Annotated in this window: 19 protein-coding genes; 15 read left to right on the forward strand and 4 right to left on the reverse strand. The window is 58.1% G+C overall.

The features are described 5' to 3' along the window. Position 1: 1 nt before the first annotated feature. Together ATY75_RS33920 and ATY75_RS14610 are read right to left on the reverse strand one after the other, a co-directional pair. Positions 2-949, reverse strand: a complete 948-nt coding sequence (locus ATY75_RS33920) for a sugar ABC transporter permease (RefSeq protein WP_143535304.1) — start codon at positions 947-949, stop codon at positions 2-4. A gap of 4 nt (positions 950-953) precedes the next feature. After that, a complete protein-coding gene (locus ATY75_RS14610) occupies positions 954-2510 on the reverse strand; it encodes an extracellular solute-binding protein (protein WP_088938104.1) in 1557 nt (518 codons plus the stop codon). 398 nt (positions 2511-2908) lie between these two features. Between ATY75_RS14610 and ATY75_RS14615 the strand changes: the two genes are divergently transcribed. From ATY75_RS14615 to ATY75_RS14670, 12 genes are all read left to right on the forward strand, one after another. Next, entirely contained in the window at positions 2909-3904 is a 996-nt protein-coding gene (locus tag ATY75_RS14615) for a sugar-binding transcriptional regulator (protein ID WP_088938105.1), read from the forward strand. Positions 3905-4215: 311 nt separating this feature from the next. Continuing rightward, entirely contained in the window at positions 4216-5541 is a 1326-nt protein-coding gene (locus ATY75_RS14620) for an NAD(P)H-dependent oxidoreductase (protein ID WP_088938106.1), read from the forward strand. Next, positions 5542-6573 carry a thiamine pyrophosphate-dependent dehydrogenase E1 component subunit alpha gene (locus tag ATY75_RS14625; RefSeq protein ID WP_049732306.1) on the forward strand — a complete coding sequence of 344 codons (1032 nt, stop codon included), beginning with the start codon at positions 5542-5544 and terminating at the stop codon, positions 6571-6573. After that, entirely contained in the window at positions 6574-7572 is a 999-nt protein-coding gene (locus ATY75_RS14630) for an alpha-ketoacid dehydrogenase subunit beta (protein ID WP_064843925.1), read from the forward strand. Position 7573: 1 nt separating this feature from the next. Further along, a complete protein-coding gene (locus tag ATY75_RS14635; protein ID WP_088938107.1) occupies positions 7574-8860 on the forward strand; it encodes a pyruvate dehydrogenase complex dihydrolipoamide acetyltransferase in 1287 nt (428 codons plus the stop codon). 79 nt (positions 8861-8939) lie between these two features. Continuing rightward, on the forward strand, positions 8940-10397 hold the full coding sequence (gene lpdA / locus ATY75_RS14640) for a dihydrolipoyl dehydrogenase (RefSeq protein WP_088938108.1): 1458 nt from the start codon (positions 8940-8942) through the stop codon (positions 10395-10397). Positions 10398-10475: 78 nt separating this feature from the next. After that, positions 10476-11540 (forward strand): class II fructose-bisphosphate aldolase, encoded by a 1065-nt coding sequence (fba, locus tag ATY75_RS14645; RefSeq protein WP_088938109.1) that lies wholly within the window; start codon positions 10476-10478, stop codon positions 11538-11540. Between the two features lie 208 nt (positions 11541-11748). Further along, a complete protein-coding gene (locus ATY75_RS14650; protein ID WP_088938110.1) occupies positions 11749-14268 on the forward strand; it encodes a HAMP domain-containing methyl-accepting chemotaxis protein in 2520 nt (839 codons plus the stop codon). A 71-nt stretch (positions 14269-14339) separates the two neighbouring features. Then, positions 14340-14999 (forward strand): HAD-IA family hydrolase, encoded by a 660-nt coding sequence (locus ATY75_RS14655; protein WP_280950593.1) that lies wholly within the window; start codon positions 14340-14342, stop codon positions 14997-14999. 386 nt (positions 15000-15385) lie between these two features. Beyond that, complete coding sequence (locus tag ATY75_RS14660; protein ID WP_190241357.1) at positions 15386-16969, forward strand: ATP-binding protein; 1584 nt, start codon at positions 15386-15388, stop codon at positions 16967-16969. Further along, on the forward strand, positions 16966-17568 hold the full coding sequence (locus ATY75_RS14665) for a response regulator (RefSeq protein WP_064843931.1): 603 nt from the start codon (positions 16966-16968) through the stop codon (positions 17566-17568). The genes ATY75_RS14660 and ATY75_RS14665 overlap by 4 nt, the downstream gene beginning before the upstream one ends. A 105-nt stretch (positions 17569-17673) precedes the next feature. Beyond that, the gene (locus tag ATY75_RS14670; RefSeq protein WP_064843932.1) at positions 17674-18162 is read left to right on the forward strand and encodes a heme-binding protein; all 489 of its coding nucleotides are present in this window, start codon (positions 17674-17676) and stop codon (positions 18160-18162) included. 214 nt (positions 18163-18376) lie between these two features. On the opposite strand, the gene ATY75_RS14675 is transcribed toward ATY75_RS14670, so the two are convergent. Further along, entirely contained in the window at positions 18377-19363 is a 987-nt protein-coding gene (locus ATY75_RS14675) for a LacI family DNA-binding transcriptional regulator (RefSeq protein WP_064843933.1), read from the reverse strand. A 525-nt stretch (positions 19364-19888) separates the two neighbouring features. Here ATY75_RS14675 and iolG point away from each other — a divergent pair. Continuing rightward, entirely contained in the window at positions 19889-20881 is a 993-nt protein-coding gene (gene iolG, locus ATY75_RS14680) for an inositol 2-dehydrogenase (RefSeq protein WP_088938113.1), read from the forward strand. Between the two features lie 47 nt (positions 20882-20928). Further along, positions 20929-21891 (forward strand): Gfo/Idh/MocA family oxidoreductase, encoded by a 963-nt coding sequence (locus ATY75_RS14685; protein WP_088938114.1) that lies wholly within the window; start codon positions 20929-20931, stop codon positions 21889-21891. Here ATY75_RS14685 and ATY75_RS34600 read toward each other — a convergent pair. Next, positions 21882-22034: a hypothetical protein gene (locus ATY75_RS34600; RefSeq protein WP_190241358.1), complete on the reverse strand. Its 153-nt coding sequence runs from the start codon at positions 22032-22034 to the stop codon at positions 21882-21884. The genes ATY75_RS14685 and ATY75_RS34600 overlap by 10 nt on opposite strands. Before the next feature lie 53 nt (positions 22035-22087). Between ATY75_RS34600 and ATY75_RS14690 the strand changes: the two genes are divergently transcribed. After that, positions 22088-23155, forward strand: coding sequence for a glutamate cyclase domain-containing protein (locus tag ATY75_RS14690; protein ID WP_088938115.1), 1068 nt, complete (start codon positions 22088-22090; stop codon positions 23153-23155). Positions 23156-23615 lie beyond the last annotated feature (460 nt).

Here is a 23615-nt window from a genome sequence, read left to right on the forward strand (position 1 = left end):
ATCATGATTTCCCAGATTTGAATGCGCGCTTGACGACAGTTTGAGCGATGACGATCGTAAAGATCAGCATCAGCACCGATGCCGCGGAGGCGTATCCGAAATTGAACATCCTGAAGCCTTGACGATAGATGAAGTAGCTCATCGTCTCCGTTGCCCCGCCCGGTGTGCCCTGGGTCATGATGTAGACGTTCGTGAACATCGTTGTGATGTCGATGCCGCGCAGCGTTACGGCAACCACGATGATAGGTCTCATCATCGGCAGTGAGATGTTCCAGAAAATGCTGCTCCAGCTTGCCCCGTCCAATCGAGCCGCTTCCTCGATTTCCTCGTCCTGCCCCTGAAGGGCTCCGACGAAGATGATGAAGAGAAACGGTGTCCACTGCCACACGTCCGCGACAATCAGGGTCAGCCTTGCCAGCCAAATAGAGGCAAGCCAGTCGACATTGTTGGAGACGATTCCAATCGACATGAGGAGATCGGAAATCACCCGGCCATCATTGAATGCAAGCTTCCAGATGAATGCCACCGCCGACGGCATGAACAGCATCGGCATCAGGAAAATGATGCGCCAACCGCGGACAAATGGATCTCGGTAACAGAAGAAGGCCACAGCCATCGCGATCACCGATTGCAGGATCAAGGATATGCCGCCGATGACAGCGGTATTTCCCAATGCAGCCCAGAATTCACGATCCTGGATGATCCGCGTGTAGTTGCCGAGCCCGATCCAAGACCAGTTGACGAACTTGACGACAAAGAGGCTTTGATACATCGCGAACAGACCTGGATACAGGGTGATCGCGAGTAAGTAGGCTACCGCCGGTCCAACTAGGAGATACGGGAAGACCTTCCTCGCCGTAGCCGAACGGGGACGGGGTCGAGCGGGTAACCTTATGGCGGAGGCGGCGAACGCCGCCTCCGTTTCAAGTCTTTGAGTTGAATGTGTCATGATCTTAGAAAGGCAGTGCCTTACCCTTGCCTACGTAGAGGCCTGGCTCCGCGTCCGAGTAAGCAATCGGGGCGCTTCCACCGGAGAAGCCATTCTTCTCCAGAATGCTCTTCCAGGCTTTTTGCCCGTTCTCGAGGGCTTCCTTGGCTGAAATCTGACCGGTGACCGCCCGGTTGATTTCATTCCCCAGCGCCTGCTCCATTTCGAACATCCCTGGAATACGGGGCGCGCACCACGCATGTTCCAAACTGTCCGCCCACACCTTCATGGGCTGGCTGACGGCGCGGAGACGTTCGTTGGCAAGAACGGACCGGTAGCCTGGAGCAACACCATTCGCATTCGCTTCGTTCATCGCCATGATAGACGAAGTCGTGAGGAATGCGAGCATAAGGAACGCGCCCTCGGGGTTTTGCGATGTGGCTGCAACGCAGGAGGTCGATCCGGCAATATTCGGCGGCGCGAATACGCCACCTGAAATGCGGGGCTCGTAGATCGTAACAAAATCATCGACGATCTTCGACTGATCAGGCCGCATGGCCTGGGTGCCGCTGTCCTGCCAGCTGATATTTGCTGCAACCTGGCCGCCGAGCCAGGCGGCGCGGTTTTCACCCCAGCCGGCGCCGGACACACCTTCGATGGCGTTTTTCTGCAGAGCCATGATGATATCCATGGCCTTCATTCCGGCATCACTCGTGAGCTGCGGATTCCATTGATTGTCGAACAAGGAAAGGCCGGCTTGCGCCGCGATATGTTCCCAGGTGTAAGTCGCCCAGAAACCACGGGCCGCCATCAGGCCAACGCCGGCTACACCGCCGCCGAGTTTATTTGCTTCGGCAGTGATGCGAATGAGTTCGTCGTAGGTTGGCACGGATTGAGCTCGGTCGATGGAGCCGCCGAGAATTTTCTCCATGATCGACTTGCGCAGATGCACCATCTGAACGTCGCAGTCGAACGGAATACCAACCAGCTTGCCGCCGACGTAGCCGTAGTTCAGTCGGTAAGTGTCGTAAAAGTCGTCGAGCGGCAGTTTCCACTTCTCGGCATATTCGCCGAGGTCGGCCAGGAAGCCAGGGCCGGCGAAATCACCGAGCCAGGGCGAGAAGAACTGCAGAGCGTCGAAGGATGCGTTTCCGGAAATGAATTCTGAAACCGCCTTGTCGTAAAAGCTGTCGTCGGGAATCGGAACAAGTTCCACCTTGATGCCGGACAGCTGTTCAAAGGGCTTGAGCCCCTCGGCAGCTGACTCTTGGTCAGCGGCGCCTACGGCAAATCTGACCGTTTTTCCGCTCTGCTCCGAGCGAACCTTTTCCCAATCGACCGTACGGATCCAGTCCTTCGCCGGATCCCACAGCGGATCGTTCGACATTTTGTAGAGCTTCTGGTAGTCCTCGCGGACATAGTCTTTGACCGAAATCTTGTCCAAAACCGCCTGCACATCCGGCAGACCGGATTGCGCAAACGCGGGCAGCTTGAGGGCCGAGGACGCGCCCGCGGCGAGCCCAAAAGCTGCGGTATGCCTGAGGAATCCACGGCGCGATACGCCGGAACTTAAGACTGTCATGATGTTATTCCTCCCAATCTGAATAAATCAGCTGAATGCCAATGGAGGCAAGACCGTTCGGCGCGGCCTCCACTCCGCTCCATCATAGCAATTATCCGCTCAATGGCGCGAACATTTGCTATCGATAAATACAATGTGTTCATAAATGCCGACTGTCAACCCATTTTTTCTCCCGGCCATCGGTGCAATTTTCGAACATTACGCATAAAACACACAACTTTGTGCAGTGCAGCGCCGCGGCATACCACTACTTCTTGCCGACCTATCCACTGAGAGATAAATCTTGTACACGACACAAAATTCAGAATGCGATGACAGGGCGCTGACTTCGCGGGAAAAGGGCTGAATCCCGCGCCATATCATCCGCGCCGAGCGAGACTCATCCGAAAGGAAGCTAGATGCAGACCACGCCGACAGTTGTCATGGTCCAGAGTGATTCTGAAAGGCTTCGGGCGCGAGTGGCGTGGCTCTACCACATAGAGAATTACACGCAGCAAGACATTGCCGCCCAGCTTGGCATCAATCGCGTAATGGTCGTTCGACTTCTTGCGGAAGCGCGTCGCCGGAACGAAGTGCGCGTTATCATATCCTCGCCGCTTTCCGATATGATCGCTCTTGAAAGAGAATTGGAGACGACATTTGGGATCAAACAGGTCATTGTTGCGCCCTTCGCCGATACCGAAGGCGATCCAACCAAGGTGATTGCGGCAGCTGCGGGAACGCTGATTACCGGATTGATGCATTCCGGCATGATCGTTGGCGTGGGTTGGGGGCGCACCCTTTATAATACATTGCCGTTTATTGCCGGCGCCGCCCTCGACGATTTTCGCGTCGTCTCGCTCCTCGGAGGCATTTCGGCTGCTCGTCGCTTCAATCCCGCGGAGTTTGCCTGGCAGTTCGCGGAGCTTTTTAAGGGTGAAGGCTTTCTTGTCACGGCACCGGCCGTGGTGGATAGCCCCGAGACGAAGCACGCACTGCTGGAAAGATGCGGCCTCGCCGCGATTTTCGAAATGGCAGACAAGCTCGACGTCGCACTTCTCTCGGTCGGAGGCATCTCCACGCTGACGACGAGCTACCGCACCGGCTATCTGAGCGAGGCCGACCGCCGCTCTTTGATAGACGCCGGCGCCGTCGGAGATGTGCTTTATAACTTCATCGACAAGGACGGCAACGTTATCGACCATGAGGTTAATGCTCGGGTTATATCGGTGAACCTCGAGCGATTGCGGCGCACGCCGGAGCGCATTTTGATCTCCGGGGGGCCTGAAAAGCTGGCCGCACTTCGGGCATCCCTTATGACAATCAAGCCAACGACCTTCGTAACGGATGAGCAGACGGCGGGCGCTCTGCTAACCTTGATGGCAACCGATCCCATCGAGCGCGAACGACCCTAGAGCCTTTCGCGCATCAGTGGTTCGCGCATCGGGTCCCGCGCACTGCTCCGCAGATCCGCACGGTGTTAAACCGCAGTGCAAAAAATCGTTTCAATAAAAATCGTTGACGGGGGGGGGCGCCATGCTCCTCAGCCGTCGGGCGCCTGCGCACGCGCAGGCTCGCCTCAATGTTCGTATTTGCAACAAAAGTTCTTTGTCCACCCGTCGACTAGCGTTGATCTGGTCGAATACGCGGATAGTAAGAACATAGTTGTTGACGATGTAACAAATGTACAGTACCAATTGCCTCGAATGAATTCGGGAGGATTGGAATGCCCATTAACGTTGCGCCAACCGGGCTTGCACGCGATCTCGTGCGTCGAGAGACCGAGGGAAAGCCTATTCGCATTGGGTTGATTGGGAGCGGGGAGATGGGCACTGACATCGTGACCCGCGTTGCCCACATGGCCGGTATCGAGATCGGGGCAATCTGCGATCTCAACGTCGTCCGCGCTCGCGAGGCCGTTGATATCGCTTACCGGGCCGACGGCCATCATCGCGAAGCCGCGACCGCTGACCAACTCAACGATGTGATCGAAGCCGGGAAGATCGCCATCACCGCCGACGCCACCAATATCCTCAACAGCGGGTTGATCGATGTTGTCGTCGATGCCACGGGTGTCCCGGCCGTCGGTGCGGAAATCGGCCTGTCGGCCATGGAGCACGGCAAGCACCTCGTGATGATGAACGTCGAAGCGGACGTCACGATCGGCGCCTATCTCAAAAGCGAGGCCGAGCGACTTGGCGTTACTTATTCGCTCGGCGCCGGAGATGAACCGTCGTCTTGCATCGAGCTGATCGAGTTTGTTTCGGCGATGGGCCATCCGATCGTTGCCGCAGGCAAGGGCAAAAACAACCCCTTGAACATCGACGCGGTCCCGGACCAATACGCCGAAGAAGCGGCGCGTCGGAACATGAACGTTCGCATGCTTGTCGAATTCGTCGACGGCTCGAAAACCATGGTGGAAATGGCCGCCATCGCAAACGCGACAGGACTTGTGCCGGATAAACCTGGCATGCACGGTCCGGCGGCCACGCTTGACGAACTGTCGAAGGTCCTCGTGCCCGAAAAAGACGGCGGCGTGCTCTCCAAGATCGGCGTCGTCGATTATTCAATTGGCAAGGGTGTAGCCCCTGGCGTCTTCGTCGTTGCGGACATGTCGCATCCGCGGATCTCGGAGCGCATGGAAGACCTCAAGATGGGGAAGGGGCCGTATTTCACCTTCCACCGGCCCTATCATCTTACGTCACTGGAAGTGCCGCTCACATGTGCCCGTGTCGTTCTTTACGGGAAGCCGGACATGGTCCCTCTTTCCACCCCTGTCGCCGAGGTGTGTGCAGTGGCCAAGAAGGATCTTCAGCCCGGCGAAAAGCTCGATGCAATCGGCGAGTACTGCTATCGCGCATGGATCATGACCGCGCCTGAAGCGCGAAGCGCCGCCGCTATTCCTTGCGGAATGCTGCAAGGGGGCAAGGTTACCGCGCCGATCAAGAAGGGCGAGTTGATCACCTACAGCAACGCATCGGTCGCGGAAGGCTCTCGTCTTGCAGCCTTGCGCGCCAAGCAAGACGCGCTTGTTTACGGCAGGGAGGCATAAATGGCGAATTCAGCAAGAGTGATGAAGAGTGCCGATCCCAGCAATCTGCCCTTCATCTACCGACAATATCCTCGCGAGCAGTTGCTGGACGCTCTTCGGAAGATGCACCTCATCCGCCAGTTCGAAGAGGGCGCTGAGGAGAGTTACACACGTGGCCTCATCCACGGGACGATGCATCTGTCAATCGGCCAGGAAGCAAGCGCCATGGGCGTTTGCCTCCCGCTGACGCAACAGGATCAGATCACCTCGACCCATCGAGGCCACGGCCACTGCATCGCCAAGGGCGCGGATGTCAAGCGCATGTTCGCGGAGTTTTTCGGCAAGACGACCGGTTATTGTGCCGGCCGCGGCGGCTCCATGCATATTGCGGACGTTACGACCGGCAATCTCGGCGCCAACGGAATCGTCGGAGGCGGTTTGCCCATCGCCGTTGGTGCGGCGCTGACATCCAAGCGGCTGAAAACCGGAAAGGTGGTCATCTGCTTCTTTGGCGACGGTGCAAACAACGAAGGTGCCTTTCACGAAGCCTTGAACATGGCTGCCGTTTGGAAGCTGCCGGTCATTTTCGTTTGTGAAAACAACGGCTACGGCATGTCGACCTCGACCGCGCGCTCCACGGCGGTTGCCAATATCGCCGACCGCGCCGCCGCTTACAGCATGCCAGGCGTCATCGTCGATGGGAACGTGCTCTCCGAGGTGGCCGAAGCCACTCACAATGCCGTTGAACGCGCCAAGCGCGGCGAGGGGCCATCGCTCATCGAATGCAAAACCTATCGGTACCGCGGTCACTCCAAGAGCGATCGAAACCGCTACCGCACCAAAGACGAAATCGACGACTGGATGAGCAACCGCGATCCTATCGTCCGGTTCGAAACACAACTGCGCGAATTCGGCGTCGCGAATGACGCAGAGCTGGAGGCAATCCGCCAATCGGTTCGCGATGAGATCGCAGCAGGTATCGAATTTGCAAAGGCAAGTCCGGCCCCGGACGTCTCTGAGCTGGCTGAGAATGTTTATACGGAGCAGGCATAAATGGACACCAGTGTTCGAGAACTCAGCTACTCCCAGGCGATCCAGGAGGCGATGGCCATCGCGATGGAGGCGGACGAGCGCGTCGTTTTGATGGGCGAGGACATCGGCGTCTACGGTGGCGCCTTTCAAGTAACGGGCGACCTCATCGACAGGTTCGGGCCGGATCGCGTGATGGACACTCCGATTTCTGAACTTGGCGGCGCGGGCGTGGCTGTCGGTGCGGCGATGACGGGACTGCGGCCGATATTCGAGTTTCAGTTCTCGGATTTTGCCGCCCTTGCGATGGAGCAAATCGTCAACCAGGCCGCCAAAATGCGCTACATGCTCGGCGGCGAAGTGTCAGTGCCGGTTGTCATGCGGTTTCCAGCCGGCTCTGGAACCGGGGCTGCCGCCCAGCACAGCCAGAGCCTGGAGGCTTGGTTGGGACATGTGCCGGGTTTGAAGGTCGTCCAGCCCGCCACTCCACACGATGTTAAGGGCATGCTGCTTGCCGCTGTCGCCGATCCCGATCCGGTGATGATCTTTGAACACAAGCTCCTCTATAAAATGAAGGGACCGGTTCCTGAAGGTCACTACACGGTTCCTCTCGATAAGGCAGAGGTCCGTCGACAGGGTAAAGATCTCAGTATCGTTGCGACGTCGATCATGGTTCATAAAGCCCTCGACGCAGCCGAACAACTGGCTGCCGAAGGAATTGACATCGAAGTGATCGATCTCCGTTCGGTGCGGCCGATCGATCGGGCGACCGTGATCGCAAGCGTGAAAAAGACGACGAAGCTCCTTTGCGTCTATGAAGGCGTTAAGACACTCGGGGTCGGTGCAGAAATAAGTGCCATGATCGCCGAAAGCGATGCGTTCGACTATCTGGATGCACCGATCGTCCGTCTTGGGGGCTCCGAAACGCCGATCCCGTATAATCCCGAGCTTGAGAAGGCTGCCGTTCCACAAGTCCCAGACATTTTGAGAGCAGCACGGGATCTTGTGAGGGGAGCGAGATAGCATGGCAACAGAAATCATTCTCCCGAAGGTCGACATGGATATGGCGACCGGAAAGATCTCGAAGTGGTTTTTCAACGAAGGTGACCGCGTTGGGAAGGGCGACGTCCTGTTCGAGATCGAAACCGACAAGGCAGCGATGGAGATAGATTCCCCCGTTACGGGCATTCTTCGAAACATCACCGGCAAAGAAGGCGTCGATATCGCCGTAGGGTCGGCAGTCGCCTGGCTCTACGAGGAGGGTGAGGAATATCAGGCCGCGACTAACCTGCCGGCTCCGGCCAACCCCGTGGAGGCCGCGGCTTCCGACATGACCGCGGTCGAACTGATCCACGCACCAAGCCATATTGGATCGCCGGATGCCAGAAATTCAATTAGGGCTACGCCGTTGGCAAGACGCCTCGCGCGGGAAAGCGGCATCGATCTGGGATCCGTGGCGGGAACCGGCCCCCGTGGAAGGATTATCAGTGCTGACGTTTCGAAGGCTCGCGTTGCCGAAGCGACTATTGCACTGCCGGCGCCCGCTGGAACCCAGAATATGGGGCAAGACGCTGCGTCTGGTGGCCCCCTGAAACAGTTCGCCGAAGGCACGTTCGATTTGCAACCTCATACGCCCATGAGGAGGACGATCGCTCGGCGGTTGCTGGAAGCAAAGACCACTATTCCGCATTTCTACCTGACTGTTGATTGCCGCATCGACGCTCTCCTCAAGTTGCGAGCGGAGCTGAACGCGTCTGCGCCAATGGAAGATGGGACGCCTAAATATAAGTTGTCGGTCAATGACATGATCATTAAGGCCTACGCGCTGGCCCTTGGATCAACGCCCGACGCGAACGTGTCTTGGACGGAAGAGAGCCTCTTGCGCCATCATGCTGTTGACATAGGGGTTGCCGTTTCCGTGGCCGGCGGGCTGATCACGCCGATCATTCGGCATGCGGAAGCCAAAACGCTTTCGAGCATCTCCAACGAGATGAAGGACCTCGCTGCACGCGCGAAGTCAGGGAAATTGAAGCCGGCTGAGTACCAGGGCGGCACCGGAGCGATTTCAAACCTCGGCATGTTCGGGGTAAGAGAATTCGCGGCAATTATCAACCCTCCCCATTCAACCATCCTGGCAGTTGGTGCCGGGGAGAAAAGGCCCGTCGTCAACGCACAAGGCGAGCTGTCGGCGGCAACGGTCATGACCGTGACGCTGTCAACCGATCATCGTGCGGTCGATGGCGCCCTTGGCGCGGAGCTTGTCGGAAAGTTCCGAACGCTCATCGAAAACCCGATGAGTATGCTGATCTAGTTTCCTCCCAGACCTCGGGGGATCTTGCCGCGACGCGAAACAGTCGCGACGGATCCCCCAATTTTTTCAAGGAAAACAGATGTCCTACGACGTCATCATCATCGGCTCGGGTCCCGGCGGCTATGTCGCCGCCATCCGCGCCAGCCAGCTCGGCCTGAAGACAGCGATCGTCGAGCGCGAGCATATGGGCGGTATCTGCCTGAACTGGGGCTGCATCCCCACGAAGGCGCTGCTGCGCTCGGCCGAGGTGCTCGATCACGCCAATCATTTCAAGGATTTCGGTCTCGTTCTCGAAGGCACCGTCAAGCCGGATGCCAAGGCCGTCGTTGGCCGCTCGCGCGCCGTCTCAGCCCGTCTCAACGCCGGCGTCGGCTTCCTGATGAAGAAGAACAAGATCGACATCATCTGGGGCGAAGCGAAGCTGACCAAGGCTTCGACCGGGGCTCAGCCGGGCGAGATCGTCGTCGGCAAGTCGTCGAAGCCGGTGGTCGAGCCGCAGCATCCGCTGCCGAAAAACGTCAAGGGTGAGGGCACCTATACCGCCAAGCACATCATCATCGCCACCGGCGCCCGCCCGCGCGCGCTGCCCGGCATCGAGCCCGATGGCAAGCTGATCTGGACCTATTTCGAGGCGCTGAAGCCGGATGCGCTGCCGAAGTCGCTGATCGTCATGGGCTCGGGTGCAATCGGCATCGAATTCGCCAGCTTCTATCGCTCGATGGGCGTCGACGTCACGGTCGTTGAAGTCATGCCGACCATCATGCCGGTCGAGGATGCCGAAATCACCGCCATCGCCCGCAAGCAGCTGGAAAAGCGCGGCCTGAAGATCTTCACCAGCGCCAAGGTCACCAAGGTGGAGAAGGGTGCCGGCAGCATCACCGCCCACGTCGAGACGTCGGACGGCAAGGTGCAGCAGATCACCGCCGATCGGATGATCTCCGCCGTCGGCGTTCAGGGCAACATCGAAAATCTCGGCCTCGAGGCGCTCGGCATCAAGACCGACCGCGGCTGCGTCGTCGCCGATGGTTACGGCAAGACCAATGTCGCCGGCATCTATGCGATCGGCGACGTCGCCGGCCCGCCAATGCTGGCGCACAAGGCCGAGCATGAGGGTGTGGTCTGCGTCGAGAAGATCGCCGGCCTGTCGAATGTGCATCCGACCGACAAGGGCAAGGTCCCGGGCTGCACCTATTGCAACCCGCAGGTCGCCTCCGTCGGCCTCACCGAAGCCAAGGCCAAGGAGCTCGGCCGCGACATCCGCGTCGGCCGCTTCTCCTTCGCGGCGAACGGCAAGGCGATCGCGCTCGGCGAAGACCAGGGCATGGTGAAGGTGATCTTCGACAAGAAGACCGGCGAACTGCTCGGCGCCCACATGGTCGGCGCCGAAGTCACTGAGCTCATCCAGGGCTTCGTCGTGGCGATGAACCTCGAAACAACAGAGGAAGAGCTGATGCACACGATCTTCCCGCATCCCACCGTCTCCGAAACGATGAAGGAAGCGGTGCTCGATGCCTATGGCCGTGTGCTGAACGCCTGAGGCGCGAGCACCAAACGCAGCACGACCATGCGTTAAACACACAGCAGGGCGCTTTTCAACGACAGGAAGGATTCACAAATGGCGCGCATTACGCTCAGGCAGTTGCTGGATCATGCAGCGGAGGAGGGTTACGGCGTCCCCGCCTTCAATATCAATAATATGGAACAGGCGCTCGCCATCATGGAAGCTGCGGATGCGGCTCATGCTCCTGTCATCATGCAGGCATCGCGTGGCGCGCGCGCCTACGCCAACGACCTCATGCTTAAGCATATGATGGACGCCGTCGTGGAAATCTACCCGCACATTCCCATCTGCGTGCATCTGGACCATGGCAACGATCCAGCCAGCTGCATGACGGCGATACAGGCAGGCTTCACCTCGGTCATGATGGACGGCTCGCTGAAAGCCGATGCGAAGACACCTGCCGACTGGGATTACAATGTCGACGTGACCAGGAGAGTAACCGAAATGGCCCATCTCGGCGGCATTTCGGTCGAAGGCGAGCTCGGTGTGCTCGGCTCTCTCGAAACCGGCATGGGAGAGGCCGAGGATGGGCATGGCGCTGAAGGCAAGCTATCGCATGACCAGCTGCTGACCAATCCGGACGAGGCGGTGAAATTCGTGCGGGAAACTCGAGTCGATGCACTGGCGATCGCCATGGGGACCTCGCACGGCGCCTATAAGTTCACGCGCAAGCCTGATGGTTCGGTGCTGGCGATGAATGTCATCGAGGAGATCCACCGCAAGTTGCCGAACATGCATCTGGTCATGCATGGGTCGTCGTCGGTTCCGGTCGAGCTGCAGGAGATCATCAACAAGTATGGCGGCCAGATGAAGCCCACCTGGGGGGTGCCGATCGAAGAGATCCAGCGCGGCATCAAGCATGGGGTGCGCAAGATCAACATCGACACCGATGGCCGGATGGCGATGACCGGGCAGATCCGCCGGATCCTGCAGGAAGATCCGAGCGAATTCGATCCGCGCAAATATCTGAAGCCGGCAATGACCGCGCTCACCAAGCTTTGCAAAGAGCGCTTCGAACAGTTCGGCACCGCCGGTATGGCGGAACGGATTACAGCTCTTCCGGTTTCGGCGATGGCGAAACGCTACGCGTCCGGTACGCTCGATCCGTTTTTCTCTTGATGGCCCTTACGGGACAAGGGAAATCACGAGAACTTATGTTCTCACACAATATAAATTGTCTGTAATTGTATAGATCTTCATCGTCCGGCCTCGTCAGAATGAACTTTTCCATACCATTGGAGCAATTTGTAACACGGAAAGGTAAATTTAAGCTGTTCGTGCCATGGTGTCTTAGTTCGGAGCAGCGAGTGCTTTTGGGAGGGGCGGAATGGACAGGATTCTTGCGCGGTTCAGGATTCAGACCAAAGTTATAATACTGGTTCTGCCACTGTTGATGACGATCGTCGCGGTTGGCGCCACGGGATTTTACGCGACAGGGGTCTTGGAAGCGCGACTCAACACGTCGAATGACGTGGTCCGGCTGCTCTCAGGATTTAAGGCCGTTTATGCCGGCATTACGACGTTTCTTCGTGAGCCCGATGATGCGACATTCAAGCAAGCCTCCAATACAACTGCAGCACAGATCGACGAACTCGACCGTATGGTCGAAGAGATTCCGGACGCCCAGGCTGCTGGCGAATTACGGAAAGCGCAGCAAGCTACGCGCACGATCCTGCAGCACATCAACGAGATATGGACACTTCGACAGGACCGTTCGCGGCTGACGAACAACATTGCCGCGCAACTCAACGCGCTGAATTCCCTCCAAATGGAACTTGGCAAGCACGCCTTCAAAATCGTCGCCCAAGCTGCTCAGCTTGATAATAAAAGAAAATCAAGGCTTTCCGAGACGCTGGCGCTTCAATCGATTCTTAACAGCTGCGAAAATCTCGAGGCGCAACTGCGGTCGGCGGATGGCTGGTCTTTGCGTCCGGAAGGAAAAACCGTGCGAGCATCGTTGGAAGACCTCGCACACAAACTCTCGAAATCCGACCGTCTTTTCAATTCATTAGGCGTGCGAGACGGATCCCAGACAGCCGAGCGGATTTTGGCGTTCCTGAACCAAATTGAGAACCGGGGAACAGGGGGGCAGCCTGACGAGCTGGCCATCGCAAACGACTTGGCTGGTTTATCGGAAAGATTGCAGACGCAAAGTGTGGCAGCCGTCGATCAGGCCGCTGCGGATCTGAATGGTTCGAACAGTGGCTCACTTGACGCCGACAAGGTGACGAAAAAGCTCCGTTCGATTGTAAGCAACAGCAGCGACGTAAAAATCGCCTTCGCCAGCATCCTGGGTGAACCGACTGAGGATAACGTCAAGGCAGTGGAGCGAACCCTTTTTGTCTATACGGGCGAGGTAAGCTTGCTGACCGAGTTGGTGGCAATCGATCCCTACTTCGGCGAGATCCCGGGAAAGGTGGAGGAAATCGCCGGTGAGTTGCGCGACAGCGCCGCCGGACTGGAAGCCAATCGGGCAAGTGGCGAGGAGCAGTACCGCCACGCGACTGATAAAATCAACGAGATCTGGGGGCTGATGGACGCATTTGCGGACGCTCAGCGGCAAATGGCATCGACCGAGCGGACGTTGACGAATTCGATCTCTCTGACATCGATGGCGATTGGATTTCTCGTCGCGATAGCATCAGGCGCTGCATTGGTGATCACGCTCAAGCGGCCGATCGGTTCAATCACAGACATCATGCGGCGTTTGGCTGGCGGTTCGTTGGACATTGCGATCGACGGAGACCGGCGAAAAGACGAAATCGGCGAGATGGCGCGTGCACTTGCAGTGTTCAAGGAAAACGCCGTTCAGAAGATTGCCATACAGGCGCATACGGAAGAACTCCATAGACTGGCGGAGTCGGAGCGGGACACGAACGAACGCGAACGAGCCTCCACCCAGAAAAACATTGAATTGGCAGTAACGTCACTTGCCGACGGTCTCAGGAATCTGGCGGGCAGAGATCTGCGGAAAACCCTCGAGGTCCCATTTGCCGGGGATCTGGATACTCTCAGACGGGACTTCAACAGCACCGTCAGCGACCTCAGCTCGACCATGCTGGACGTCCGTGCGACGTCAGCCGAAATTCACACCAATGGCCGGCTCCTGGCGGATGTCTCAGAAGAACTCTCTCGTAGAAATGAACAGCAAGCCGGTTCGATCGAACAGACCGCGGCGGCGATCGAAGAGATCACCGTAACTGTCGCGGAGGCCTCAAAGCGTGCAGCGAGTGCCGCCGACATCACACAGCGCGTCAAGCTCGAGGCCGATGGCTCGCTGGTTATCGTGGGAAATGCCATCGGTGCGATGTCCCGGATCAAGGAGGCATCCGACCGCATAACGAGTATCGTCGCCGTGATCGATGGAATAGCATTCCAAACAAATCTTCTTGCGTTAAACGCTGGAGTTGAGGCCGCCCGAGCTGGAGAAGCAGGAAAGGGATTTGCTGTCGTCGCGCATGAAGTCAGAGAACTTGCCCAACGCGCCGCTGTGGCAGCGAAAGAAATCGGAACTCTTATCCATCATTCGACGACCGAGGTCGACGCGGGCGTGGACTTTGTCCAGCAAGCCGGCCATGCCTTGGACGATATCGCGCTGAAGATCGGCGAGGTTTCCCGGGATGTCGGTCAGTTGGCACTCTCAAGCCAAAGCCAGGCCAAGAGCCTCACCGAGATAAACGACGCCGTCAGCACCATGGAAAGCGTGACCCAACGCAACGCCGCAATGGCAGAGGAGGCCGGCGCGGCCACTCGCCGGCTTGCGGAGCAAGTCGACGACCTCGTCCAGTTGGTCGGGTCCTTTGCACTGACCGACCATCCATTAGATCATGCCGAAAAGGCAGCCTAGCCGGGGTTGGCCGCCTCTCCATGACGGCTCACCCTACAGCTCGGCGCCCTCAGATAAGGATACTCCCTCCGTTGAAGCTCGATCCAAATAAGCAATTCTCGGCCTTCCTTTTCGATATGGACGGGACAATTCTGACTTCCATAGCAGCAGCCGAGCGAGTTTGGGGTGCCTGGGCGCAACGCCAAGGCCTGGATCCGGTAACGTTCCTGCCGACAATGCATGGCCAAAGAGCGATCGACACCATTCATCGACTGAATCTTCCAGGCGTCGATCCGGAAATTGAAGCTTCACAGATCACTCAAGCAGAGATCGAGGATGTTCAAGGCGTCTTCGCAATCGCCGGAGCGGCAGACTTCTTGGCTGCTCTACCTGTCGACCGCTGGGCGATTGTTACGTCTGCGTCCAAGAAGCTCGCTCAGAAGCGTCTCGAGGCTGCAGGGCTGCCCATCCCACGCGTTGTCGTCACCGGCGAAGATGTCGCGCTAGGGAAACCGGATCCTCAGTGCTTCCTGCTGGGGGCCAAACGGCTTGGGGTCTCGGCTGCAAGTTGCCTTGTTTTTGAGGATGTTGAGGCGGGTGTGAGGGCCGGACGCGCGGCGGGGGCGGATGTAGTGGTCATCACCGCCGCCGGGCATAAATTCGAATGCCCTATCCACCCATCAATAAATGATTATACGGATGTCGTGCCGGTGATATCTGCAGACGGGCTGCTGTCAATCAAAGCGGTCTAGCCATGTTTGGGGCGTTGGCGGCAGCGCGCCGGGCCAATATAGCGCGTGGTCAGCGCCGCCACCGATATCACCCGCAGCCCCAATGCCGAGGCCCGCACGCGTCGGTGGCCGACCGCGACGGCGCGCCGAGCACCAGCCAGGCCCTGGTTGCAAAGTCGGTGTATGGCCGCATTTGGCGCTAAATGACTCCCGAAAGCTCCTCGCATGGGGCACACAAGTTGCGCCTTATCCTTGTCGGCATTGGGCGTGCGGCGTACATCGACGTCAACTTGCGGACCAAAAATGTAATCGTTGACATTCACGCCAAATTTACATCTACGACCGTGCATATTGAATTATGTGGAGGACGGCGGTGTCGGCTGCTTTCAAATCGCGATTGGGTTCGTGTGACCAGAACCACTTCTAAATATTGGCTCGTCGGCATTGGCTTGTGGTGCGTGGCCGTTTCAGGGTTTGCGCTTTATTCCATCGAAACGTCAAAGCAACGGCTGGCCGATGAGTTGCAAGCGGCCGGCCAGACCTTGCACCGATTGATCTCCCAGCGCGTGGCACAACACGACGCACATATGACCAGCCTCATTGCGGTTACCAGCGGGCCGGAGCCTGCTTCATTCAGCGCCGTTCGGCACGTGATGGAAACCATCATCCGGTTTTATCCCCGTATCGCTTGGATCGAACTTATCTCGCTCGGCGACACCGAGCCCGAGGACCACGGGGTGAAAGTGCTCCTGAGAGTGCCGGAAGGCGAAAGCGAGGATCTGGCGGCGCTACGCGGTGCATTCGCTGAACAGGAGCGAGGCAAGATTGCCGTCTACGAAAATCGAAACGGGCGATATCTCCTGGCGAAAAAGGCGTCTTCGCCTTCGGAGACCGCGGTGGTGCTTTCCATCGATGCCCGGCTTCTGTTGGATCCCGAGGAACGGCCGGCATGGGCCAAGGTTCGCCTGATGCTCAGCGGAAAGCCCCTGCTCGATCTTCCAGCACAGGACGGCGTCGATACAGCCGCTTCGTTTGTTGCTCCCTTGCATTTCGAATCGGTCATCGACGGCGAAAAACAGCAGCTGTCGTTGTTGCTTGATCGGTCCGTACCACTTGCAGCGCTGTTACCGGCAAGGCACGTCGTCGGCTTTGGCGTCATGACCGGGCTGGCTTTGTTTGCGGCGATGTTTGCACTGCGCCAGCGATCGACAACCCTCCGGTTGCGGCGGACGGTGGGTGAAGCTGAGATACGTGCAGTGCTACATGAACGCGAGACAATGCTCGCGCATGCCTCGCGCGTCAATGCGTTGGGCGAGATGGCGTCAGGCATCGCGCATGAGCTGACGCAGCCGTTGACCGCAATCCTTAGCCACAGCCAGGCAGCGCTTAGGCTGACGGACGCGGATACGTTCGATATTCACCCCATTTGCAAAGCGCTTGAAGTCAACGTGCGCGAGGCCAAACGGGCCGGGGAAATGCTGAAGCGGATGCGCGACTATGCCTCTAACAGGGTACCTGAACCAGTCAGGAGCGCAATCAATGGAATCGTCACTGAAATCGAGGCTCTAACCAGTATCGATTTGAAGCAGCGCGGCATCCGCCTCGACTGCAGCCTTGCCGCTGAGCCGCTGGAGGCCGTGGCCGACCCTATCGAGCTCGAACAGGTGCTGCACAATCTGATACGCAATGCAGCCGACGCACTTGAGGGCGCAGACACGAAAGCGGCAACGATCCGTATCGAGACACAGGCCGCGGGCTGCGAGGCCAAGATCATCGTCAGCGACAATGGGCCAGGCATCGCCACGGATGCCCTGCCAAGATTGTTTCGCCCCTTCTTCACGACCAAGCCCGAGGGCATGGGACTGGGACTATCCCTGTGCGCAACACTGGTCGAACGTATCGACGGGAGAATAGAAGCGGAGAATTCCGCCGGAGGCGGGGCAAGGTTTACGGTTACGCTGCCAAGACTACCAAGCAGGGAAGCACCGTGAACAAGTACAGGGTCTATCTGGTCGAGGATGACGAAGCCGTCAGGGAGGCGATCGCCTTTCTGCTCAGCACCTATGGGATTGCCGTAGAGGCCTTCGGCGACCCCAGGACGTTCCTTGCACATATCTGTGAAGAGAAACCGGGTTGCCTGGTGGTTGATCTGCGCATGCCGATGGTTTCGGGGCTGCAACTTCACGCGCAAATGACAGGACGCGGTATCGACTGGCCAACGATTATGATCACTGGCCACGGTGACGTTGTCGCCTGCCGTCGTGCCTTCAAAGCCGGGGTCGAGGACTTCCTTACCAAGCCAATTGATAGCGAAGTTCTGATCGTGGCCCTTCAGCAGGCTTTCGCAAGGCTAGATGCGCGGCAGGAGCGCCGCGAAGCACGACTGCAACTGGCGCAATTGACCGATCGCGAACGCCAGGTTTTCGATATGGTCGTTGGCGGATGGGCAAGCAAAGAGATTGCGGCAGCACTCGGTGTATCGGCGCGCACCATCGATGCGCATAGGGCAAAGATCGCCGAAAAACTTGGAACCAGCTCCGTGGCCGAGTTCGTGCGGCTGACCCTCGCCGGCGAGGGGCACGGTAGGTAGCTCTACCTATCCAGGGTGGTGGGAACACGGATTCTGCGAAGCGAGCCGCTTTGTTAAGTCTTTGGCCGGACGAAACAACTCTCCGAACATGGACGGAACCACACAATGATCAAAAGTTTACTTGTCGCCGCCTCTATCGTTGTCTTCTCGATGAGCGGGGCCGAGGCCGAACTTCTCACCGAAAAGAATATTCCGTCAGACCTTGCCGTCGAAATCGCCAGAAGCGCGGTTCAAGCCTGTGCCGCGGACAAATATAACGTGACCGCGGCCGTCGTCGATCGCGCGGGCGTCCTTCGCGCGCTGGTTCGCGCTGACAATGCCGGATCGCATACGGTTGAATCCGCGCGTGCCAAGGCATTTACCTCCGCATCGTCGCGGATGCCGACCTCGAAGCTGGCGGAAAATGCCGCAAGCATCCCGGCATCCGCTCAGTTGGTCAATATACCGGGCTTTCTGGCGCTTGGTGGCGGCGTGCCGATCAAGACTGGCGACGTGACAATCGGAGCCATCGGCGTCGGTGGTGCTCCCGGCGCTAATTTGGACGAGGCATGCGCTGTCGCCGCGATCAGAGGGGCTGCCGAGGAGCTGAAATAATCCTCGTTCACTCGCGTAGCGCTTGCTCGCCGCTGTTGCTGGCGGCGTGCAAGCCTCGCTTGGCGCGCTGTGAGCCTGTCGCAACAAACCTTCAGCCCTGTGTCTGCCGATATCGGGCACGCCGATACCTATCAGTTCAAGTTGAATAATCCGCCGCTCATCGAGCGGTTAAGCTATAGCGGGTCTGCGCTGCGGCTGGGCACCAACTTCGGACCTAAGCCGACTGCCTGATCTTGATGCTGAATGGCAAAATGATTCTCGATCCCGCCGCGTAATCCTCTTGGGGAGCCTCAATTAACCGGGCTATCGCAGGCCCGTAATCGAATGCCGGAACCGTCACGGTCGACAGCCAGGGAGCCAGCCAATCGTTTAGACGGTTGTCATCGAAACCCATCATGATGACATCGTCAGGAATTTTAAGCCCCAGTTCAATCGCTGCGCGATGGACACCATAGGCGATCATATCGTTGCCGCAGAAAATGGAGAGGCGCTTTTTGCTTTTTGAAAGCAATTTAAGCCCCTGCTCATAGCCGGCCTCCATCGTATAGGCAGCCTCGACCTTCTTGACCGGACCGCTATCGCCCAGACCGGCTATGAAACCATCAAGCCGCTCGCTGCTTCCCGAATAGCTTTTCGGACCGTGGATCGCGACGCAGTTGATATAACCGCGCTCCGCAAAATATTGGCCGACTGCCATACCTGCAGCGAAATTGTCGACGCCCACATATGGCGCGACGATTCCCTCGGCCGGGCGGCGATTTACGAAGATTATGTTCTTTTGCCGGGAGCATAGTTCGCGCAACCGCGGGGTATCGATCGCACCTTGTAAAACGATGGCTTGCGCGCGCAGCCCCTGCGCGTCGGCAAGCAGACGATCCTGCTGCTCTGCGTTTTCGGCCGCATTCGCCAGGACCATCGAAAGCCCCGACGACTTCAAAGCATTTTCCAAAGATGCGGCAACGTCGGCGGTAAAGTGGTTCGACGCATCCGGCACGAGCATCACCACCACGCTGCTGCGAGCAAGACGGAGGGACCTCCCGATCTCCGAAGGAGTATAGCCGAGAATCTCCGCTGCCTTCTTGACGCTCTCAATTGTGTGAGGCGCGACTGCATCGGCTTTTCCGCCAAAATATCGCGACACGGTTGCCGTAGACACACCCGACAGGCGCGCGACATCTCTGACAGTAGGCGGCTTGGTCATCGCGGAAAACTCATATCACTACTTCTAGCATCCGCTTCGTCGAAGCGGAAGGTCTCGGATGGCGTCGCCAGACGGACGACAAAAGGCACCCTTCATGCTCAACAACACCTCGTCAAGCAATTTTCCGCTTGTTCACCGAACAAGGGCGACCGCCGCGGAAAGCAGCCGCAAATTGAGCGTCGCGGCATGGGAACTGCTGGTCGGCCAAACCTAGCCGTTCGACCCTCCACAGCTCTTCCAAGACACCGGCATTGCCGACGCGACCGATGGAGACCTGGTCGCGCCTCAAAGGAGGGTGCACTTCCCAATGGCCGGTCGCTCCGGTCGATTGCGCGGCAGCTTACATTTCCGCTCGTTCGACCAGCACAACGAAGGCGCAATGTAATCGTTGACATTATCAAAAATTCATCGTTGTATACGTTAACATCCGACGATCCAGTTCGGCTGCCACAAATTTACGGCGTCCGCCGGGGAGCGAACCGGTGGATACGACCTGCCAGTATTTTCGTCGCGAAGGGAAGATCGATGATGCGCATAGGAATTCTGGGGTGCGGAAGAATCGGGCAGGTCCACGCGCAGTCGATTCAGCGAATTCCGCAGGCAAAGCTTGTTGCCGTCGCCGACGTTTCGGCATCCGCTGCCGAAGCCGCCGGGCGCCGTTTTGGAGTCGAGGTGCGCAATCCCTCCGACATCCTTGCCGCCAACGACGTCGATGCGGTGGTGATCGCGACCTCAACCGCCACCCACTTTGATATGATCCACGCAGCGGCGGCAGAGAAGAAAGCCATCTTTTGCGAAAAGCCGATCGACCTTTCCTCGGAACGAGTGCGAATTTGCATCGACGCGATTGAAAAGGCCGGGGTGCCTTTCATGACCGCCTTCAACCAGCGGTTCGATCCGCATTTCGGAGCCCTGCGACAGCGGGTCATCAACGGCGAAATAGGCGATGTCGAGACGATCTCCATAACGTCCAGAGATCCTGCGCCGCCGCCGGTCAGCTATATTAAAGGCTCCGGGGGGCTTTTCCGGGACATGATGATCCACGACCTGGACATGGCGCGTTTTGTCCTGGGAGAGGAGCCCGTGCAAGTTTATGCAGTCGGCTCCAACCTGGTTGACCCTACGATCCGCGATGCGGGCGATGTGGATACGGCCGCAGTCATCCTTACGACTTCCACTGGTCGGATTTGCCAGATCACCAATTCTCGCAGAACGACGTACGGATATGACAAACGCCTTGAGGTACATGGTTCGAAAGGCATGCTGCGCGTCGCGAACGTCCTCGAAAATCTCGTCGAGAGCGCGAATAGCACGGGCTTCGAAAGTGCGCGTGCGCAGCCCTTTTTTCTCGAACGGTTTGGAGCCGCTTATCTCGCCGAGATGGAGCATTTTGTGAAAGCCGTTTCGGCGGGCGTCAAGCCAACACCCGATGCGCAAGACGGTCTGCGCGCGCAATTGATCGCAGATGCCGCAACCCAGTCCTGGCAAGAAGGCCGGCCCGTGTCGATCGCCCGCTAGCCATCTCTATCAACAAATACCTCCATCAACTCAAGGCAGGGAAAACCATGAAGGTTGCAGTTATCGGGTTGGGTCGCGTCGCCGAGCTTCATGTCCAGGCCCTTCGCCAACTTGGCTCCCATACATTTGTCGGGGGATGGACCCGGTCATCAAGCAAGGCCGACGCCTTCTGCCAGCGGTTCGGCGGGACCGCCTATCCAACGCTTGAACATCTGCTGGGAGATCAGCGTATCGACGCCGTGCTTGTTGCGACAAGTACAGCTTCACACTTCGAATATGCGAAACGTTCGCTCATGGCGGGAAAACATGTGCTTTTGGAAAAGCCGCTCTGCGAGGTCGCCGCGCAGATCAAAGAACTCGCAGATGTTGCGAAGGAACAGAAGCGAACCTGCATGCCGTCGCACAACTATATCTATGCAGAAAGCATGAGACGATTGAAGGCTCACATCAAAGCGGAGCGTCTTGGGGAGATCGTCAACTTTTGGGCGATCTATAACAAGCGGCACGACGCGTCGATTGGTGAACCTGATCTTACCATGCGTGAGCTTATGATACATCACGCTTATTGCCTGCTCTACTTCCTGGGGCGACCTTCGCATGTATATGCGACCGGCACCAATGTTCATTTTACGAACAAGGATGCTCATGACCAGCTCATGATTACGGCAGAATATGCCGACGGAAAAATTGCAAACCTCTGGGGCAGCTTCTCCGCGGATGATCGAAGCCGCGAGCCTTGGTCCTGTTACTTCAAGGTCATCGGCATGGACGGAAGTGGTGTGGTGCCGTGGGACGTCACCAAATTTGGCGACGCGACGATCCCGTTCTGGGATGACGCCACCTATTGGGACAGCTTCCTTCAAGTGCAGAGTTATTTTCTCGATGAGTGTCTGACCAGGTCTCAGGAGCCGCTGTCGACATTGGACGATGCCTACGATGCCGCTGTGCTTTTGGACGCCGCGCGTCGCTCTCTCGTGGAGAAGCGGCGGATCGAGATCGACTATTCCTGAAAGGTGGAGGAGGCGGGGATTTTGACCAGGCCCCGCAATTGAAGGCCGAACGACAGACGGCCAATGCCGTCGCCGGCTTCTTCTTCACCCGCAATGTCGACTTTGAAAAACCGGCCATCCTTTCGAGCGCCGGCAATGTCCATGCAGAAAAATTCATCTCCTATCCAACCACTCACGCTTGAACCTGGAGCCAACTATGCTTGATCTGCAAAACGCCAAGGGCCAGAATATCGCCCAGACGATCGAAAACTTCATGACGCTTGATCTGACGGGTGTCGGCCTCATAGGCAAGATCTACAACGCGCTGCAATCGCATCAGCCTGGTCCCGCCTGCATGGATGCCGCCAACCTGATCGTCGATGTGGTTCGCGAGCACGGTGGCCCGATCGTGATTGCGACGGGATTTCCTGAAGGCGGCGGCGTGCCGGAAACCGACGGCCCGGTAGGCGCAGCGCTCCTCGCGCGTGCGCTCTTCCTCGGGCTTGGTGTCGAGACCGTTATTCTGACCGATGACGATTGGGTCGGTATGATGGAGGGGACATGCCGAGGCGCCGGCCTTGCGCCGCTTTCGTTCCCTCAGGATGGCCAGATCAGGTCGGTCGACTTCGTCCGGCCAGTCTATATCCGCAGCGTCCCGAAAGATACGGCGGGGTGCAAGATCATCACGGATCAGCTTCTCGAGGTGACAAAGCCTTCGCTGGTGATCTCGATCGAGCGGCCCGGCCAGAACGACAAAGGCCTTTACCACGGACTTGGCGGGCGTCCGCTCGACAATCTCGTCGCCGATCTCGACCAGTTTTTCCTGAGCGCCAAAAAGCGCAAGATTCCCTTCATTGCCATCGGGGATGGCGGCAACGAACTTGGCATGGGGCTGATCGGTGAAGATCTCAAGGTTTTCTCGCCCAAGGCCAGGGATAGCGGACATCCCGGCCGCGGCGGCGTTGCTGCGGCAACCGCGGCGGATCATCTCATCGTATCGAATGTCTCGAATTGGGGAGCAACCGGGTTGATCGCCGCGCTTTCCGCACTTTTGGAGAAACCGTCAATCTTTCACGACGGCGCGTTGGAACGCAGATGCATAGAACAGTGCGTCTCGTTCGGGGGCGTCGATGGCATGTTCATGGGACCGGAACCGGCCGTTGACGGCATCTCCGCTCGAGAATGGGAAGGGCTCGTTGATACGCTGCGCAACACGCTTGACCGCTTGGCCGGACGGGTTATCGGATGGAAAGGCGACAGCGGCGACTGGCGCCAGTTGAAGTGACTGATGTATCCGAGGGCTCGCCGACTGATGGCACGCAGACGCGCAAGCTCTAAGTCTCGAAGATGACCGTCGGCGCCTGAGTCCTGCCGATTTGCCATGACTTCGTCGCGGTCGGAATGCCGACCGCGACGAATCTTTTGAACGCCTCGACATTTGCCCCGCCAGCCGCGATCTGAGCCTTGCTTGTCAAAGCCGTTCCTGCAGCAAGGCGCTCCCCGAACTGCGGGTTTGAGAGCCTTTGGGCAAGGGCGGCCGCGGCCGCGATCGATGCGTCCGCTACGCATGGCGTCTCCACTTCCTACCACCATGCCATCCCTCCTTTGCTCGCGAACGACGCCGATCGAATCCGGCGTCAACGAAAATGTAATCGTTGACATCGTGTTTTTTGTGATGTTGTATACGTTAACATCGCAAATTGGCGATCGAGCCTTCACGGCTCCCGCAGATCTCGAAACAGGGC

Source organism: Rhizobium sp. N122 (assembly GCF_002211295.1).
Taxonomy (GTDB): Bacteria; Pseudomonadota; Alphaproteobacteria; order Rhizobiales; family Rhizobiaceae; genus Rhizobium.

What these genes read in the sequence shown, in the direction of transcription:
- ATY75_RS14610 (WP_088938104.1), bottom strand. Translation starts at nt 2,510, where the DNA reads ATGACAGTCTTAAGTTCCGGCGTATCGCGCCGTGGATTCCTCAGGCAT.
- ATY75_RS14650 (WP_088938110.1), top strand. Translation starts at nt 11,749, where the DNA reads ATGGACAGGATTCTTGCGCGGTTCAGGATTCAGACCAAAGTTATAATA.
- lpdA (WP_088938108.1), top strand. Translation starts at nt 8,940, where the DNA reads ATGTCCTACGACGTCATCATCATCGGCTCGGGTCCCGGCGGCTATGTC.
- iolG (WP_088938113.1), top strand. Translation starts at nt 19,889, where the DNA reads ATGATGCGCATAGGAATTCTGGGGTGCGGAAGAATCGGGCAGGTCCAC.
- ATY75_RS14670 (WP_064843932.1), top strand. Translation starts at nt 17,674, where the DNA reads ATGATCAAAAGTTTACTTGTCGCCGCCTCTATCGTTGTCTTCTCGATG.
- ATY75_RS14615 (WP_088938105.1), top strand. Translation starts at nt 2,909, where the DNA reads ATGCAGACCACGCCGACAGTTGTCATGGTCCAGAGTGATTCTGAAAGG.
- ATY75_RS14630 (WP_064843925.1), top strand. Translation starts at nt 6,574, where the DNA reads ATGGACACCAGTGTTCGAGAACTCAGCTACTCCCAGGCGATCCAGGAG.
- ATY75_RS14635 (WP_088938107.1), top strand. Translation starts at nt 7,574, where the DNA reads ATGGCAACAGAAATCATTCTCCCGAAGGTCGACATGGATATGGCGACC.
- ATY75_RS14690 (WP_088938115.1), top strand. Translation starts at nt 22,088, where the DNA reads ATGCTTGATCTGCAAAACGCCAAGGGCCAGAATATCGCCCAGACGATC.
- ATY75_RS33920 (WP_143535304.1), bottom strand. Translation starts at nt 949, where the DNA reads ATGACACATTCAACTCAAAGACTTGAAACGGAGGCGGCGTTCGCCGCC.
- fba (WP_088938109.1), top strand. Translation starts at nt 10,476, where the DNA reads ATGGCGCGCATTACGCTCAGGCAGTTGCTGGATCATGCAGCGGAGGAG.
- ATY75_RS14685 (WP_088938114.1), top strand. Translation starts at nt 20,929, where the DNA reads ATGAAGGTTGCAGTTATCGGGTTGGGTCGCGTCGCCGAGCTTCATGTC.
- ATY75_RS14620 (WP_088938106.1), top strand. Translation starts at nt 4,216, where the DNA reads ATGCCCATTAACGTTGCGCCAACCGGGCTTGCACGCGATCTCGTGCGT.
- ATY75_RS14675 (WP_064843933.1), bottom strand. Translation starts at nt 19,363, where the DNA reads ATGACCAAGCCGCCTACTGTCAGAGATGTCGCGCGCCTGTCGGGTGTG.
- ATY75_RS34600 (WP_190241358.1), bottom strand. Translation starts at nt 22,034, where the DNA reads ATGGACATTGCCGGCGCTCGAAAGGATGGCCGGTTTTTCAAAGTCGAC.
- ATY75_RS14625 (WP_049732306.1), top strand. Translation starts at nt 5,542, where the DNA reads ATGGCGAATTCAGCAAGAGTGATGAAGAGTGCCGATCCCAGCAATCTG.